The 17,358-nt window shown below is 67.6% G+C and carries 14 protein-coding genes; 10 read left to right on the forward strand and 4 right to left on the reverse strand.

Annotated elements, in window-relative coordinates; all coding sequences use genetic code 11:
• Positions 1–24 precede the first annotated feature (24 nt).
• A complete protein-coding gene (locus tag AM586_RS16565; RefSeq protein ID WP_052234150.1) occupies positions 25–609 on the forward strand; it encodes a helix-turn-helix domain-containing protein in 585 nt (194 codons plus the stop codon).
• Complete coding sequence (locus AM586_RS16570; protein ID WP_052234149.1) at positions 606–1,127, forward strand: GNAT family N-acetyltransferase; 522 nt, start codon at positions 606–608, stop codon at positions 1,125–1,127. The genes AM586_RS16565 and AM586_RS16570 overlap by 4 nt, the downstream gene beginning before the upstream one ends.
• A 9-nt stretch (positions 1,128–1,136) precedes the next feature.
• On the opposite strand, the gene AM586_RS16575 is transcribed toward AM586_RS16570, so the two are convergent.
• Entirely contained in the window at positions 1,137–1,514 is a 378-nt protein-coding gene (locus AM586_RS16575; RefSeq protein WP_156328252.1) for a hypothetical protein, read from the reverse strand.
• The gene (locus AM586_RS16580) at positions 1,511–1,981 is read right to left on the reverse strand and encodes a penicillin-insensitive murein endopeptidase (protein ID WP_162600555.1); all 471 of its coding nucleotides are present in this window, start codon (positions 1,979–1,981) and stop codon (positions 1,511–1,513) included. The genes AM586_RS16575 and AM586_RS16580 overlap by 4 nt, the downstream gene beginning before the upstream one ends.
• Positions 1,982–2,133: 152 nt before the next feature.
• Between AM586_RS16580 and sodC the strand changes: the two genes are divergently transcribed.
• Positions 2,134–2,739: a superoxide dismutase family protein gene (gene sodC, locus AM586_RS16585; protein WP_082439375.1), complete on the forward strand. Its 606-nt coding sequence runs from the start codon at positions 2,134–2,136 to the stop codon at positions 2,737–2,739.
• Between the two features lie 136 nt (positions 2,740–2,875).
• On the forward strand, positions 2,876–5,608 hold the full coding sequence (locus tag AM586_RS16590; protein WP_052234146.1) for an ATP-binding protein: 2,733 nt from the start codon (positions 2,876–2,878) through the stop codon (positions 5,606–5,608).
• Positions 5,609–5,619: 11 nt separating this feature from the next.
• Here the strand turns inward: AM586_RS16590 and AM586_RS16595 are convergent, their stop codons facing one another.
• Both AM586_RS16595 and AM586_RS16600 read right to left on the reverse strand, forming a co-directional pair.
• Positions 5,620–7,266, reverse strand: a complete 1,647-nt coding sequence (locus tag AM586_RS16595; RefSeq protein ID WP_052234145.1) for a M28 family peptidase — start codon at positions 7,264–7,266, stop codon at positions 5,620–5,622.
• A 17-nt stretch (positions 7,267–7,283) separates the two neighbouring features.
• Positions 7,284–9,644 carry a M28 family peptidase gene (locus tag AM586_RS16600; RefSeq protein WP_052234144.1) on the reverse strand — a complete coding sequence of 787 codons (2,361 nt, stop codon included), beginning with the start codon at positions 9,642–9,644 and terminating at the stop codon, positions 7,284–7,286.
• 336 nt (positions 9,645–9,980) lie between these two features.
• Between AM586_RS16600 and AM586_RS16605 the strand changes: the two genes are divergently transcribed.
• The 6 genes from AM586_RS16605 to AM586_RS16630 all read left to right on the forward strand — a co-directional run bounded on the left by AM586_RS16605 (position 9,981) and on the right by AM586_RS16630 (position 17,276).
• Positions 9,981–10,631 (forward strand): response regulator transcription factor, encoded by a 651-nt coding sequence (locus AM586_RS16605; protein WP_052234143.1) that lies wholly within the window; start codon positions 9,981–9,983, stop codon positions 10,629–10,631.
• Between the two features lie 4 nt (positions 10,632–10,635).
• Positions 10,636–11,553: a hypothetical protein gene (locus tag AM586_RS16610; RefSeq protein WP_052234142.1), complete on the forward strand. Its 918-nt coding sequence runs from the start codon at positions 10,636–10,638 to the stop codon at positions 11,551–11,553.
• Entirely contained in the window at positions 11,550–13,058 is a 1,509-nt protein-coding gene (locus AM586_RS16615; RefSeq protein WP_229411240.1) for an ATP-binding protein, read from the forward strand. Before AM586_RS16610 ends, AM586_RS16615 begins: the two co-directional genes overlap by 4 nt.
• 66 nt (positions 13,059–13,124) lie before the next feature.
• On the forward strand, positions 13,125–14,813 hold the full coding sequence (locus tag AM586_RS16620; RefSeq protein WP_052234141.1) for a M14 family zinc carboxypeptidase: 1,689 nt from the start codon (positions 13,125–13,127) through the stop codon (positions 14,811–14,813).
• 26 nt (positions 14,814–14,839) lie between these two features.
• Positions 14,840–16,537, forward strand: a complete 1,698-nt coding sequence (locus tag AM586_RS16625) for a PQQ-dependent sugar dehydrogenase (protein WP_052234140.1) — start codon at positions 14,840–14,842, stop codon at positions 16,535–16,537.
• Positions 16,538–16,721: 184 nt separating this feature from the next.
• Positions 16,722–17,276, forward strand: coding sequence for a PEP-CTERM sorting domain-containing protein (locus AM586_RS16630; RefSeq protein ID WP_082439376.1), 555 nt, complete (start codon positions 16,722–16,724; stop codon positions 17,274–17,276).
• The last annotated feature ends 82 nt before the right edge of the window (positions 17,277–17,358 follow it).

Below are 17,358 nucleotides of genomic sequence, written 5' to 3' on the forward strand. Positions count from 1 at the left end.
ATAAATTCCTATATACTGGACGCCATGGATATCAACCACCTCATCGCCCAACGCCTGCGCGAACTGCGCGACGCCCAGGGCCTGTCGCTCGCCGCCCTGGCCGAGCGCAGCGGCGTCAGCAAATCCAACATCTCGCTGATCGAACGCGGCGAGAGCAGCGCCACCGCCACCGTCCTCGATAAATTGAGCGCGGCCCTCGGTGTGACGGTCGCCTCGCTGTTCGAGAAGCCGGCGCAAGATATGCCGTCCCCGGTTTCGCGCGCGAAGGGCCAGCCGGTCTGGACCGACCCGGGCTCCGGCTACGTGCGCCGCAACCTGTCGCCCGCTGTCTACTCGCCGATCCAGCTGGTCGAGGTCAGCTTCCCGCCCGGCCAGCGCGTCGCCTACGAGACCAGCGCGCGCGACGTCGACGTCCACCAGCAGGTCTGGATCATCGAGGGGACGATGGACGTCACGGTCGGCGAGACGCTGTGGACGCTCGACCAGGGCGACTGCCTGGCCATGCGCCTCGACCAGCCGATTACCTATCACAACCCGAGCGGCCAGCCGGCGCGCTACCTGGTCGCGCTGGTCACGCAAGCCCACAAACCACCGAGGAGAGAGGCATGAGGAACGATGTCGCCGTACGCCTGCTGGGCGCCGATGAAGCCAGGGAACGCATCGACCGGCTGGCCGACGTGCTGCTCGATTGCGTCGAGGGCGGCGCCTCGGTGAGCTTCATGCTGCCGATGGCGCGCGAGACCGCGCTGCGCTTCTGGCACAAGGTCGCCGACAGCATCGCCCGCGGCGAGCGCACGTTGCTGGTGGCCGAGGATCGGGACGGCATCGTCGGCACCGTCCAGCTGATCACGGACATGCCGGAAAACCAGCCGCACCGCGCCGACGTCGCCAAGCTGCTGGTGCACCGGCGCGCCCGCGGCGCCGGGATCGGCCGGCAGCTGATGGAAGCGGTGGAAGCGGCGGCGCGCGGGCAGGGCAGGCGCGTACTGGTGCTCGACACGGCCAGCGAGACCGCCGAGCGCTTATATGAACGCCTGGGCTGGCGGCGCGTTGGCGTGGTGCCGGATTATGCCTTCATGCCGGATGGCGCGCTGTGTGCTACGACTTTCTTCTACAAGCACGTTTGAGAGGCATCGTCAGCAGACAATCCCGCCAATACTCTTCCCGCTGCGCAGGTCGAAGCCGAAATTGCACGAGTACTCCCCTTCAGCGGACCGCATGCAGAACAGCTTGTCGTCATCCTTCGCGCGTACCCGCGTTCCGCTGCCTGCAGTGCATACGTCCTTTTTGTCCGGACCGAGTGCGTCGAACAGCTCGCGGGCTGCCCCGCCGGCGATGGAAAACATCACTTTCTTGTCTTTCGCGGTCGGCGCCACCGGATCGCCTAATCCCCCGCCATAGATGCGGTAGACGCCCTCGAGTTTGCGATGTTCCCCGAGCGCCTGGTCGGCGCCAATGGCCGCCGCTGCTGCACCGAGCATCAGGGTAAAAACGACAGCAGCTTTTTTCATCATTTCGCTCCCAAAAGTTGGATATGAAAATGGTCGTGATGGCCCTTGGCAGGAGTGACGTGCGGGATCGCCAGATCGTTGAACAATACGACTTTCAGCGCCGCGTTTTTCCTGAAGAGGGCGATCAATTTTGTCGTGGCTTCCCTGTCGTACTGGGCATCATGGATGGAACAGGGTAGACGACGACCGTCCTTGCGCACAGGTCGGACGTCGACCTCGAGGCCACTGCGATGGGTCGCGTGATCGGGATGCTTGACGCCATCTGCCAGGCTGATATTGCCGACTCCGAATTTTCGCTCGTCGATCGCCGCCCATGCCTCGGCTACCAACCCGATCAGCGTCATCAGCCGTGGATGCGCATACTGGCTGCGTCCCTGATCGGGAGTGCCGTAGGTGTAGTAACCGCCGCCTTCGTATCCTTGCGGAAGCATGAAAAACTTTCGTGCATCTTGAACGGGTGGAGTAGGCATAGGATGTCCTTTTAAGGAAATAACAGCCAACAATTTTTCGCCAGAACGCCTCCCCAAGCGGTGAGCAGGCTCAAGCTCCTCCCGTCCGCCCTCATCCATTGCATTGTCATACACTATCCCCGCTCCACCTTCCCACCTGAAAGGAGACGGTCATGAACACACATACCAAAACCGCCCTGCTGGCCTGCACCCTTGCCGCAGCCCTGGCTGGCACGGCCAGCGCCCAGACCACACCCACGGGCCCGTCCGCGAAGGCGGCCCAGACCCCGGTGCCGGCCGCGGCGGGCGCCGGCGGCCAGCTGCAAGCCCCGATGACCCTGGTAAGCGCCGGCGGCACCGGCAAGATGATCGGCGTCGTCTCCATCAGCGAATCCCCGAACGGGCTGGTGTTCACGCCCAAGCTGACCGACCTGCCGGCGGGGCCGCATGGCTACCACGTGCACGAGAACGGCAGCTGCGGCGTCAACGAAAAGGATGGACAGAAGGTCGCGGCCGGGGCTGCCGGCGGGCATTTCGACCCGCATGGCACCAAGCAGCACCTCGGCCCTGCCGGGAACGGCCACCTGGGCGACCTGCCGCCGCTGGTGGTGGGCGCCGACGGCCGGGCCAGCGTGCCGGTGACGGCGCCGCATCTCAAGACCCTGGCGGAAGTCAAGGGCAAGGCCCTGATGATCCACGCCGGCGGCGACAACTATGCCGACAAGCCGGCGCCGCTGGGCGGCGGGGGCGCGCGCATCGCCTGCGGCGTGATCCAGTAAGCACGGCAGTCGGCAGGCCGCCACACCCGGCCGGGGAAAGTTGCAAATTGTTCACTGATGCATGCATGTATTTAACAATGCCTGCTATGATGGTTAGCTGAGCCGACCGCCCAGCTCTGACCTGCTTGCGAATACTATGCCCTGGCCTTTCGATCCTGCCGCGTCCGGCGACGTCCCGCTCCCCAACGTCAGCGAGATGGAGATGCGCATGCGGCGCCATCCGTGGGAGACGACTGCCGTCGGTCCCGTCGATCGCTGGCCGTCCAGCCTCAAGCTGACGGTGCGTTCGCTGCTCGATTGCCGGATGCCGATGTGCCTGGCCTGGGGCGAGGACAATCTCCAGTTCTTCAACGACGCCTACCTGCGCATCCTCGGCAACAAGCAGGGTGCGGCGCTGGGCCAGGATGCGCGCGTGACCTGGGCCGAGATCTGGCCGCTCATGGCCCCGATGTGGCATCGCGCCCAACGCGGCGAACCGGTCGGCGCCGACAAGCTGGAGCTGACCATCAATCGCTACGGCTACCCCGAAACCTGCTGGTTCAATTATTCGTACAGCCCGGTCTACGACGACGCACGCCGGGTCGCGGGCGTGCTGGTCACCCTGATCGAGACCACCGAAGCCGTGATGGCGGAGCGCCGCCAGGCCTTCCAGCTCGAACTGGCCGACATCGTGCGCCGTGAAACCGAAGCCGACGCGCTGCTGCGCGCTTGCGGACGCCACGTGAGCAGCTATGCCGCCGGCGTGGCGGCGATCTATGCGACGGTCGATCACGAATCGCATGCGGCCCTGATCCGCGAACAGTGGCGCGACGGCGCGCCCGACGGCGGGGCCGGACGTACCGTGCCGCTCGAGATGCTGGCCTTCGGGCGCGCATCCGCGCTGCTGCGCGGCGAGACCGTGTGCGTGTCGGACGTCGCCGGCGAGGGCATTCCGGGCTTCGAAGCGTGGCTGTCGCAGGGCATCGGCGCCGGCATCGCCGTGCCGCTGATGGATGGCGACCGGCTCGAGGCGGTGATGGCGCTGCAGGTCCCGGCTGCGCGGCATTGGGACCCGGCCGAGATGCGCCTGATGGAAGACGGGGTCCACCGCACCTGGGACGCGCTGCGCCGCATCCGCGCCGAACAGGCGCTGCGCGAAGAGACCCGCCTGCTGGAGCTGATGAAGGACGCCACCGAGAAGCTGGCCTCGACCATCGATCTCGAGCCGCTGATGCAGGCGATCACCGACGCCGCCACCCAGCTCACCGGGGCGGAATTCGGCTCCTTCTTCCATAACAACACGGACAGCAACGGCGACGCCTACCTGCTCTACACCCTGAGCGGGGCGCCGCGCGAAGCGTTCCAGCACCTCGGCCAGCCGCGCGCCACCAAGGTATTCGGTCCGACCTTCTACGGCGGCGCGCCGGTACGCAGCGACGACATCACCAGGGATCCGCGCTACGGCTCGATGGCGCCGCACTACGGCATGCCGAAGGGGCACCTGCCGGTGCGCAGCTACCTGGCCGCGTCGGTGGTGTCGCGCTCGGGCGAGGTGATCGGCGGCCTGTTCTTCGGCCATTCGACGCCTGGCATGTTCAACGCCCGCACCGAGGAGCTGATCAGCACCTTTGCCGGCCAAGCCGCAATTGCGATCGACAACGCGCGCCTGTACGACATGGCGCAGAAGGCGGCGCAGGAGCGCGAGAGCCTGCTGGCCAGCGAACGCGCCGCGCGCGCCGAGGCCGAGCGCCACAACAAGATGAAGGACGAGTTCCTGGCAATGCTGGCGCATGAGCTGCGCAATCCGCTGGCGCCGATCACCAGCGCCGCCCAGCTGCTGCGCCTGCCGGAAGTGAACGAGGGCCTGCGCCTGAAGGCCAGCAACATCATTTCGCGCCAGGTGCGCCACATGACGGAGCTGGTCGACGACCTGCTGGATGTCTCGCGCGTCACGCGCGGCCTGGTCAAGCTGGAGAACGAGGTGCTCGACCTGAACAAGGTGGCGATGGCCGCCGTCGAGCAGGCCCGCCCGCACATCGAAGAGCGCCGCCACACGCTGGTGGTCGACCTGCCTGCCGACCAGGTGCCGGTCGAGGGCGACCGCACGCGCCTGATCCAGGTGCTGGTCAACCTGCTCAACAACTCGGCCAAGTACACGCCGGCCGGCGGCAGGATCACGCTGGCCGTCGCCAGCGCCGGCGGGACGGCCGAGGTGAGCGTGCGCGACAACGGCAGCGGCATCGACGCCCAGCTGCTGCCCCACATCTTCGACCTGTTCACCCAGGCCGACCGCGCGCCGGACCGCTCGCAGGGCGGCCTCGGGATCGGGCTGGCTTTGGTGAAGAGCATCGTGCGGATGCATAACGGCAGCGTGTCGGCGTACAGCGATGGCGCCCAGCAGGGCACGACGATGAAGGTCGCGCTGCCGCGCGCGCAGGCGCTGGCACTGGTCGGCGCCACTCCGCGCCCGGCCGGCGCCGGCGAGACCCGGCCGCTGCTGGTCACCATCGTCGACGACAATGCCGACGCGGGCCAGTCGCTGGCGGTGCTGCTGCGCGCCCACGGCCACAGCGTGCAGGTCTACGAGGATGCGTCGACCACGCTGCGCGCGCCCGAGGTCGAGGGCACCGAGGTCTTCATCCTCGACATCGGCCTGCCCGACATGACCGGCTACGAACTGGCGCGCCGCCTGCGCCGCCAGCCCGGCCACGCCGGCGCCGTGTTCGTGGCGCTGACCGGCTACGGCCAGGAGCGCGACCGCGAACTGTCGCGCCAGGCCGGCTTCGACCACCACCTGGTCAAGCCGGTCGATATCGCGAAGCTGGCGCAGATCCTGGCGGCGGCCGCCGTCCCCGTACCGGCGGCGTCCGTCCCCGCGCTGGCGCGATAGCGCGGGTTGGCTTACCTGTCCGCCAACTTGCCCGCCGCACGCGCCTTGCCGAACTGATCGCCCGGCTGCCAGGTCGGCATGGCCGGCGCATCGGCCACCATGCGGCCCAGGTTCAGCGTGTACTGCGCCTGCTGCACCATGCCGGACAGGTCCCAGTTCGGATCGTATTCGTCGCTGACCTGGTGGTAGCGCGTGCCGTAGGCCTTGCGCTTGGCCTCGCTGGCCTCCTTGTCCTTCACCCAGTCGTGGCCGCCCGAGATCGAGAACGCCGGCACGCCGGCCTTGGCGAAGCTGAAGTGGTCGCTGCGGAAGTAGCCGCCCCCCAGGTCCGGATGGGCCGGCGCCACCGTCATGTGCATCGCCTTCGCGGTCTGCGCCGCCAGTGCGCCCAGGGTGCTGCGTTCGCTGCCCTGCACGCCGACGTCCCTGACCGCGCCGACGAAGTTCAGGCTGTCCAGGTTGAGCGCCGCCGCGGTTTTATCCAGGGGCCACAGCGGACGGGCGGCATAGGCCGCGCTGCCCAGCAGGCCCTGTTCCTCGGCCGCGACCCACAGGAACATCTGGCTGCGCCTGGCCGGATGGCGCACCGCTTCCTGGGCCATCGCCAGCAGGCCGGCGCTGCCCGAGGCGTTGTCGACGGCGCCGTTGAAGATGGTGTCCGCGCCGTTGCCGCCGTCCCCCTGCTTGCCGAGGTGGTCCCAGTGCGCGCTGTAGATCACCACTTCGTCCTTCAGCTTCGGGTCGGTGCCCGGCACGATGCCGGCCACGTTGAACTGCTCCAGCGTGCGCACCGTGGCGCGGGTCTGCCCCTGCACGCGGGCGTTCAGCGCGACCGGCCTGAAGGATTTTTCTTCGGCGCCGGCGCGCAGCTTGTCGAGGTCCTGGCCGGCGGCGGCAAACAGGGCGCGTGCACCGGCATCCGTGATCCAGCCCTGCAGGCCGGTGCCGAGGTCGGCGTCGGCCAGCTGGAAGCGTTCGGCGGTCCAGCTGTTCTGCACCACGCTCCAGCCATACGAGGCCGAGGCGTCGGTGTGGATGAGGATCACCCCGGCGGCGCCGCGGCGCGCGGCTTCCTCGAACTTATAGGTCCAGCGGCCGTAGTAGGTCAGTCCCTTGCCGTTGAAGCGCTTCGGTTCCGCGTCAGTCGGCGCCGGGTCGTTGACCAGCATGACCAGCACCTTGCCTTTCACATCCAGGCCCTTGTAATCGTCCCAGCCGCCTTCTTCCGGCGCGCTGATGCCGTAGCCGACGAAGACCAGTTCGGCGTCCATGTCGTGCACCGGTTTCGCGTCGCCAGGCGCCCACACCCAGTCCTTCGCGAACGCCAGCGGCAGCGGCTTGCCGCCCGCGACCACGGCCACCGAGCTTTCCTCCGGCTGCGCTTTCACGCCGGCGATCCGGACGCTCTGGCGGTAGCTGCCGTGCCTGGCCGGCAGCAGGCCGGCGGCCATGGCCTGGGTTTCCAGGTAGGTGACGGTCAGTTCGCCGCCGCGCTGGCCGGTGCCGCGGCCTTCCATGGCGTCCGAGGACAGGAAGGCCAGGTGGGCGCGCAGCGGGGCTTCCTGGACGATGGCGGCGGTGGCGGCGGGTTTGGCGGCGTGTGCGGAAAAGGCCAGCGCCAGGCTGGCCGCGAGGGCCGAGTGGATGAGCTTGTGCATGCCGTCATTCTACGGAACTAGCGGAAATAAAGCACGTCCGCGGAGACCGTGGTGCCGGTCTGTGGCAACAGGCGCGGCAGCATCCCGGCCGGGCGCGCCGGCAGGTCGCGGTCGGGGAGGCCCGGCATCCGTTCCTGGATGAAGATCAGGAAAGGCGGGTCGCCGACCAGGTCGAAGGCGAAGCGAAGCTCGCGGTCCTGCATGCCGTGCAGGTCGAGCTTCCAGCCCCGGTAGCGCCTGGCGGTCAGCACGCGGCCGTTCAGGCTGGATTTCAGGGTATCGGCGCCGACCAGGCGGATCACGATCTCGGGTGCGCTGTTCTTCGAACGCATCAGGACTTCGACGTGGCGCACGTCGCCGCCGCGCTGATCCTTTTCGATGATCAGGTAGGGATAGGCGACGCTGTCGTCGCGCTTGGCCGCGGCATACCACACCGGGCCGGCGCTGGAGCCGAACAGGTAGGGCAGCTGGTAGGGATGCATGGTGTTGGGGAAGACCTGGCGCGTCCAGGCGTCGAGCGGCACCGGCGGATACAGCCAGAAAGCCTGCCAGCTCGGGGTGTCCTTGAAGTATACCAGCTGGTTCGGCTGCGGCAGTGCGGGCGGCGTCGGGCTGCCGCGGTGGGCCAGCACCATGCAGGCGCATACGCCCAGCAGCAGCGGCCGTACCACCAGGCGCGCGCCCACTTCAGCCAGCAGCGGGCCGCACAGGGCCGGCAGGCAGCAGGCCAGGGCCCCCGGCAGCACCAGCCAGGTGGGCGAGACGAACAGCAGGCTGTCGCGCGCCGCCGGCAGGATCAGGAACGCGGCCGGCACGGCGGCCGCCAGCAGCACCGCCAGCCTGCGCGCCCGCGTCCATGCGCGCGCGCGGCGGCTGGACAGCACAAGAAAGGCGGACAAGGCCGCCAGCAGCGGCCAGGCCAGCACATAGCTCGCGCCCGGCACGAACCAGCTGGCGCCGAGCAGGGCGAGGCTCAGGGTGCACATCGCACCCAGCGCCACCGGCGTGACGCCGAGCCGCTCCTGCAGTTTGCGCTGCAGGGCGATGAAGACGGCCACCGGCAGCAGCGTGAAGACGAGCAGTTGCCAGCGCACGCTGGCGGCCAGGCCCGGGCCCCCGGCCAGCAAGCCGGCGTCGTAGCGCGGCGCGAGCCCCGGCTGCGCATCGCGGCACAGCCAGGCGGCGCCGATGGCCAGCATTGCCGTCATGAGGAAGCCGAAGGCGCCGTGCACGATGTCGATGCTGTCGACTTTTTCGCGCCGGACCGCGTTGCGCCAGGCGGCCGCGCACAGCAGGCAGACCAGCAGGCTGAGTGGCCACACCAGCGGATACGCATAGTGCAGCATGCCCAGGCCCGGCAGGGCGAAGAAGACCTGGCCGCGTACGCCGGGCTCCGGCAAATGGGTCGAGCCGAAGCGGCGTAGCAGGGTCAGCATGGTGTCGCCTTCGTGCTGCAGGCTAGCGCTGTCGAGGCGTTCGGGAATATCCCCGGCGCCGTCGCCCAGCGGCCCGGCGGTGGTGGCGAAGTGCAGGACCGCTGCCTGCGCCGGCGCGCCGGCGCCATCCGGTCCGCCCAGCAGCGCGGCGGCTTCGTGCTGCGGCAGCGTGGCGTACAGCTCGCCCATCAGCGACGAGCCCTGCGGATCGGGCGCCAGCCCGGCCCAGGTCTGTACCGCGAAGCCGTCCGCGCGCTCGGCGCCGATCAGCTGCAGCGCGCCGCGGTTGCCCGGATTGTCGAAGCGCAGCGCGACGCGCGCGCGGCGCGCCCACGGATGCGCTTGCACGAAGCCGCGCGTGCCCAGCGCCTGGCCGGCGTCGCCGTCGGTGAACACGACCAGCAGGTCATTGTCGAGCGGCGGGCCGGCCTGCAGCACGCGCAGGGTCTCCAGCAGGGCCGCGCTGGAAGCGGCGCCGTCGGCCGCGCCCAGCGTGGCGCTGCCGGAATCGTAGTGGGCGACCGCCAGCACCGCCGGCCTGCCGGCATGGCCCGACACCATGCCCGGCTTCTTCACGACCACGTTGTGCACCTCGGCCAGCGTCACGCGCACGTTGGCGGTGAGGTCGGACGACGCCGTCTGTGCGATCGCCGTCTGCACCTCCGGCTCCAGGCCGATCGCGCGCAACTGGGCCAGCAGGTAGGCGCGTGCTTCCTGGTTGGCGCGGCTGCCGACCGGGCGCGGCGCCGCCGCCAGCGCGCGCACATGGGCTTGGGCGCGGACGACGGAAAATCCGCCCGCGGCGGGCGCCCCGATATGCGTGGATGGCGCCGGAAAATGGCGCGGGGCCAGCGCCAGCCAGGCCAGCAGCGCGCCGAGCAGGCAGGCGGCGGCGAAGCCCTGGCGCCCGCTGGTGGCGGGCAGGACGGAATCGTGGGACATCGGGTCTCCAGGCAAAAAAAAGCCCGCCAGGCTTCGAGGAGGTAGGCGGGCAAAGAAGGGTTCTCGTCAAGGGCGCCCCTGGTCCAGTTTCCAGGCATGGGCCAGCTGGGTCCAGCCGGCTTCCGGCGCGCTGTCGTTCATGGCCTTCCTCCTTGTTGTTGTCAGGCAGTGAAACAGATTGGCTAAGCTGTGGAATAAATATATGCTATGTACTAGCAATATGTAAAGCGAATTATTGGTAAAATTGCTTCCATTGGCTACCGCGCCTGTCTTCGTTGGAGTTGCGTTCTTTATATGGAATAATCTCCCTATCCAGATACCAGGGAATGGCAAGAGATGCAGAAAGAGCAAACACCGATCCGCGTGATGCTGGCGGACGACCACCCGATCGTGATGACCGGTTTCGCCATGTCGCTGGGCGCCCAGGGAATGGAAGTGGTGGGCCAGGCCAAGTCGCCGAGCGAGGCGGTGGCGATGTACGCCGAACACAAGCCCGACGTGGCGGTGCTCGACATCCGCTTCGGCACCGAACTGACCGGCCTGGACGCCGCCCAGAACATCCTGAAGGCCGATCCGCAGGCGAAGATCGTCTTCCTCAGCCAGTTCGACCAGGACAGCCTGATCAAGGAAACCTACCGCCTCGGCGCGCATGCCTTCGTCACCAAGGACTGCGACCCGGCCGACCTGGCCGAGGCGGTACGCCAGGCGCACGCCGGCAAGCTGTACTTCCCGCCGCAGATCGCCGAGCGCCTGGCCAGCCTGGCGGTGCGCGGCGACGTCTCGCCGCAGTCGATGCTCGACGAGCGCAGCCTGGAGATCTTCAGGCTGATGGCCGAAGGATTGACCAACAACGAGATCGCCGAGCGCCTGAACTTGTCGACCAAGACCATCAGCAATATCAGCCAGTCGGTGAAGGAAAAGCTGGGGGTGCATCGGCAGGCGTATATCACCAAGCTGGCGGTAAAGCATGGTCTGATCGAGCCTTGACGACATGCTGAGGAAGCTGGCATGCGGCGCCATGGCGGCCCTGGTCCTGGCTTCGGGCGCCCAAGCCGCCAAACCCGTCCAGGAACCCAGCCAGGGCTTCCGCTTCCAGTTCGTCACCGGCGACGACAGCGCGCTCACCCAGCGCATCACCGAAGATCTCTATAAACGCCTGGTCCCGATCTTCGCCGGCTTTCGTACCGAGCTGGCGCAGCACCGCCGCATGCTGTACGTGGCGATCGGTCCGGCTGCCCTGCGCGAGGTCGCATCGAAGCGCTGCGATTGCGTGGTGATCTCGGCCTTCACGTCGAGCCAGGTGTACCGGTCCATCATGGACCAGGCCGCGCGCGGCGGCGGGCATCCGGTCGCCAGCACCGCCGTCTACGCCGAGCCGGCGCCGGCCGACCAGCTGCGCCTGGCCGCGCTGCTGTACCGCCGTCCGGTGCGCGTCAGCGCCATCCTTGGCGCCGATACCGCCTTCCTGCGGCCGGCGCTGGAAGCAGGCAAGGTCGCGGTGCTGGACGCCGCCGCCGGCGACGACATCAACCGCCTGCTGAACCAGATCGCCCAGACCGACGTGCTGCTGGCCCTGCCCGACAGCGCCGTCTTCACCACCGAGAGCATCCGCAACATCCTGCTCTCGACCTACCGCCACAAGCAGGGCGTGATCGGCTTCTCGGGCGACATGGTGAAGGCCGGCGCGCTGGCCACCACCTATTCCGAGATCGAGGACATCGACGCCCAGGTCGCCGAGATCGCCGGCGCCTACGTGGCCGGCGGCGAGCTGGCGCCGCCGCAGTTCCCGCGCTACTTCCGCACCATCGTCAACGAAGGCGTGGCGCGCTCGCTCGACCTCACGGTCGGCGACGAGGTGCGCAGTTTCTCCCGCCGGGCGGCGGATCCGGCTCCGGCGCGCCGGCCATGATGCGCTACCTGTCCTTCTGGCGCGGCTGGAGCATCGGCCTGCGCATGGCCTTCATTACCATGCTGCCGGTGGCGCTGCTGTTCTCTTCCTTCGTCTGGTATTCCTGGTACTCGCACCGCGCCCAGGTCGACGAGGAGCTGGCCGAGCGCGGACGCATCCTGGCGCGTGCGCTGGCCGAGACCAGCGAGTACAACGTCATCTCAGGCAACCTGTCCGACCTGAGCCTGACCATCAACGGGCTGGTGCAGTCGGACCGCAGCGTGTACCGCATCGACGTGCTCGACACCAACGGCAGGAATGCCGTCAGCGCGATTTCCGAGCACCCGATCCAGGCCGAGGCGCGCTCCTGGGAAGCGCCGATCCGCAAGCAGGTGGTGTGGATCAACCTGTTCTCGGACAACGGCACGCCGCACGTCTCGGCTTCGAGCGACACCCGCCCGCCGACCCTGACCACCGAGGTGGTGGGACGGGTGCGGGTGACGATGTCGCCGACCAGCATGCTGGCCAAGCAGCTGCGGCGCTTTCGCATCGAGCTGGCGATGGCGGCGCTGGCCCTGGTCGCCAGCGGCCTGCTGGCCTACTTCCTGGCGCGCAGCCTGACGGTGCCGCTGCAGGAGGCGATCGCCGTGCTGCGCGCGATCCGCGGCGGGCACTATCGGGTCGAGCTGCCGGTCACAACCGGCGGCGAGATCGGCGAGCTGCAGGCCTCGATCGGCGAGATGTCGGTGGCGCTCGACCGCTCCAAGCAGGACCTCGAGAACAAGGTGGCCGAGCGTACCCGCGACCTGCTGGCGTCGCGCAACGAGGCGCTGCGCGCCGACGCCGACAAGCGCAAGCTGATCCAGAAGGTCAACAACATCATCGAGGACGAGAGAAAAAGCATCGCGGTCGAGATCCACGACGAGCTGAACGCCTCCCTGATCGCGGTGCGCCTGGAATCCCAGACCATCCAGCAGCTGGCGGGCAAGGCCGCGCCGGGCCCGGAAGTCGAGCAGATCGGCGCCAAGGCCCAGGCGATCACCAAGCTCGCGCTCGACCTGTACGCCAACGGCCGGCGCCTGGTGCGGCGCCTGCGCCCGGAAGTGCTCGACATGCTGGGCCTGCACGGCGCGGTCGAGGAGATGGTCAGCCACTACCGCTCCAGTTCCGGCATCGATTTCGAATTCCATACCGAGGGCGACTTCTCGCGCCTGAACAATGAGCTGGCGATCTCCGCCTACCGCATCGTGCAGGAAGCGCTGTCGAACATCATGAAGCACGCGCATGCGTCCGCCGCCCACGTCAGCCTGGTGCTTGCCGACACCGACCAGGCCCTGCACATCGAAGTCGGCGACGACGGCGCAGGCTTCGATCCGGCCGTGTCGTCCGAAGGGATCGGCATCATCGGCATGCGCGAGCGCGTGTTCGCGCTGGGCGGCACGATCCAGGTGCGTTCCCGGCCGGGGCGCGGCACGACGGTGGCGATCACGCTGCCGCTGGGCGGCGCATCCGAGGCACGCAACTGAGGTACATTAGCGGCTTCGCATCGCCCCGCTTCGCATCACCCATTATTCAAGAACCAAGACGCCATCATGTCCAATGAATTGAAGACCCCTTTCGAGAAGGGCAACCAGAACCAGACCACCACCTGGGCCGACTGCATCGCCTGGTACGAAGACCTCGCCAAGCGCTATCCGCGCGTGCTGCGCTTCAGCCAGATCGGCACCTCGGATGCTGGCGTGCCCATCCACGCGGGCGTGGTCAGCGCCGACGGCGTGTTCGACCGCTTCGAGATCAAGCGCGACAAGCGCCCGGTGTTCTTCAACAATAACGGCATCCACCCGGGCGAGCCGGAAGGCGTGGACGCCTGCATGGCGCTGGTGCGCGACTTCTGCCAGGAGCCGGAGCGCCTGGCGGGGTTGAAACGCACCGTATTCATCTTCATCCCGCTGTACAACGTCGACGGCGCCTTCAACCGCAACAACAGCTCGCGCGTGAACCAGGACGGCCCCGAGCAGTTCGGCTTCCGCGGCAACAGCCGCCACCTCGACCTGAACCGCGACTTCGTCAAGTGCGACACCTTCACCGCGCGCGTGTTCAACGAGTTCTTCACGGCCTGGGATCCGGATGTGATGGTCGACACCCACACCTCGAACGGCGCCGACTACAGCTATACCATGACCCTGATCCAGACCCAGGCCGACAAGCTGGGCGGCGAACTGGGCGACTTCCTGCGCGACACCATGGTCCCGGCGATGTACGCCGAGATGGAAACGCGCGGCTGGCCGACCTGCCCCTACGTGAACCCGGTCAAGGATAGCCCGGACCAGGGCATCGCCGACTTCCTGGAGACGCCGCGCTTCTCGACCGGCTATGCGGCCCTGCATTACACGATCGGCTTCATGCCCGAGACCCACATGCTGAAGCCCTTCGCCGACCGCTACCACTCGATGCGCGCGCTGGTCGAGACCGCGCTCGGCTTCACGGTCGCGAACGGCGAGAAGATCGTCCAGCTGCGCCGCGCCGCCAGGGACCTCGGCCGCACCCGCCGCGAGTGGCCGATCCACTGGTCGATGGACGACGCGAACCCGTCGACTTTCCGTTTCAAGGGCTACGAGGCGAAGTACAAGCCCAGCAACCTGGGTAACTACCAGCGCTTGTGGTACGACCGCAGTGCCCCGTTCGAGAAGGACATCCCCTATTTCAACCGCTTCCCGGCCGACGTGGTCGTGTGGGCGCCGCGCGCCTATGTGGTGCCGCAGCAGTGGCGCGAGGCGATCGAGCGCCTGCAGTGGAACGGCGTGCGCATGGAGCGTGTCGAGGCCGACCGCGTGCAGACCGTGGCCTGCTACCACGTCCGCTCGGTGACGTCGCGCCCGCACGCCTACGAAGGCCATATGTTCCACGACGACGTGCAGCTGGAGCGCCGCAGCGCCACCGTGACCCTGCGCGCCGGCGACTACGTCGTGCCGCTGGACCAGGACAAGGCGCGCTACGCGGTCGAGATGCTCGAACCGCTGGGTCACGACAGCTTCTTCCGCTGGGGCTTCTTCAACAGCGTGCTGGAAAAAAAGGAAGCGTATTCGGATTACGTGTTCGAGGACGAGGCCGAGAAGCTGCTGCGCGACGAGCCGGAACTGGCGGCCAGGTTCGAGGACTGGAAACAGGACAATCCGCACCTGCTGGAGAACCAGGAAGCGGTGCTGGACTTCATCTTCGCCAACTGCGCGCGCTACCGCGAGCCGGAGTGGCGCCGTTATCCGGTCTTCATGATCGACTGAGCGCTGGATTCAACAAGGAGAACAATATGCATCGATCCATTTTGGCGGCGAACATCGCCGCGCTGGCGTGGCTGGCGGCAGGGGCCGCGCAGGCCGCGCCGGCGGCCGGCCAGACCTATTTCGAGCGCAACTGCGCGAGCTGCCACACGGTCGATCCCAAACTGGGTTCGCGCGCCGGTCCGGGCCTGTACAACGTGGTGGGCCGCAAGGCCGCCGCGGTGGCCGGCTACAACTACACCGATGCGCTGACCAGGGCCGGCGCCGCCGGCAAGACCTGGACCCGCGAGGAGCTCGACGTCTTCCTGCGCGATCCGAGCAAGGACGTGCCGGGCACCGCCATGCCGATCGGGATCGCCGACGCCAGGGCGCGCGCCGCCGTGATCGACTACCTGGCGTCGCAGAGCGGCAAGGCGGCGCCGACGGCGGCCGCGGCGCCGACAGGCGCGAACGGCGGCGACAAGGCCGGCGCCTGGCTCGATGACAAGCCGGGCGACCTGCACCATCTCACCGTGGACAAACTGGCGGCGCCGTTCGCCAGCGACAGCGCCGGCAACGGCCCGAAAGTCGCCGCGCGTCCGGACAATGCGATGCCGGCCGTGCCGAAGGGCTTCAAGGTCTCGATGTTCGCAGCCGACACCGGCAAGGCGCGCCTGGCCTTGCGCGCGCCGAACGGCGACATCATCGTCTCCGAGGCGAGCAAGGGCCAGGTCAGCATCCTCCGCCCGGGCAAGGGCGGCGACAAGGCGGACAGCAGCAGCGTGTTCGCCAGCGGCCTGTCGCGCCCCTACGGCCTGGCCCTGTGGCCGTCCGGCGCGAATCCGAAATACCTGTACGTCGCCAACGTCAACTCGGTGGTGCGCTTCCCGTATTCGGTCGGCGACCTGAAGGCGAAGGGCGAGCCGGAGACCATCGTCGAGAAGATCGCCGACACCGGCGGCGGCCACGTCACGCGCACGCTGGCGTTCTCGAAGGACGACAAGACGATGCTGCTGTCGGTCGGCTCGGCCACCAACATCGCCTCGAACATCGGCCCGAAACCGCCCGAGGCGCTGGCGCAATGGGAAGCGAAGCATGGCCTGGGCGCCGCCTGGGGCGAAGAGACCGACCGCGCCGCGGTGCTGGCCTTCGACGCCGACGGCAAGAACCGCCGGCCCTTCGCCAACGGCCTGCGCAACTGCGTCGGCATGCTGGTGCACCCGCAGACCGGCGACCTGTTCTGCAGCGTGAACGAACGCGACGAGCTGGGCGACAACCTGCCGCCGGACTACGTCACGCGCGTGAAGCAGGGCGGCTTCTACGGCTGGCCGTGGTACTACCTGGGCGCGCACGAAGACCCGCGCCTGAAGGGCATCCGCCCCGACCTGAAGGACAAGGTGACGATCCCCGACACCCTGATCCAGGCGCACTCGGCGCCGCTGGGCATGGTGGTCTACCAGGCTCCGGCGGGCGCCCGGCACGCCTTCCCGAAAGAGTACGAGGGCGACATCTTCCTGGCCCTGCACGGCTCCTGGAACCGCGCGACCCGCACCGGCTACAAGGTGGTCCGCGTGATGATGAAGAACGGCGCGCCGACCGGCCAGTACCAGGACTTCATGACCGGCATGGTGCTGAGCGACCGCGACGTCTGGGGTCGTCCGGCCGCGGTGACGGTGGCGCAGGACGGGGCGCTGCTGGTGGTCGACGACGCGGGCGGGGTGGTGTGGCGCGTGGCGCCGGAACGATGAGGTAAGCGGTGGGCGGCAGGTCGCCTGTCCGCCCGCGTCACAGCGACTACCTTGTCGAGAATATTTACAATATTTTAGGGAGGAGAAACTTTAATTTCTTTAAGTAATTGAAATTATTGAAAAATTGCCCTTTGGCATAGGACTTGCTTGGCATTCCGGCACTCAAACCATAACTAGGAAACCCATGAAAGTCCTGAAATCCCTTCTCCTGGCAGCATGCGCTGCGGCGTCGTTCGGTGCACAAGCTACCACGATCGATTTTGCAACTTACGATGGCGCTCTGGCGTCGGTGAACGATGCACACTTTTCACTGGCAGGTGACGGTGAGCAGGGCACCCCGTCGGCGTACTATGGTTACTTGTTCAATTCCGTCGATGGCCCTGTCTACCCGACCAACTCGATCCTGAAAATCCAGTTCGATCAAGACGTCACTGGTGTCAATTTCGTGTTCAACACCTTTGGCGACAAGCCAACCACGGCCTGGTCGCTGTTCGATGCGACCCATACGCTGATCAGCACAGGCCATCTGTCATGGGAAAACGATGTGTCCTATGACTTGTCACAGTTCGGCAATGTCCGCAGCATCGAATATAACAACGGCGGAAATAACTGGTACTTCGGCGTCAGGAGCCTGACCTACACCGCTGAGGCGGCCGACGTGCCGGAGCCGGCTTCGCTGTCGCTGCTGGGCATGGGCGTGGCCGGCCTGCTGCTGGCGCGCCGCCGCAAGGCCGCCTGATCCGGCCACTCGGGAGCCGTTCGCAGCATGAAACAAGAGTGCCGTTCAGCCGAGGCTGAGCGGCATGCGGACATACCCCGGT

Source organism: Massilia sp. WG5 (genome assembly GCF_001412595.2).
In the GTDB taxonomy this organism is placed as follows: Bacteria; Pseudomonadota; Gammaproteobacteria; order Burkholderiales; family Burkholderiaceae_D; genus Telluria.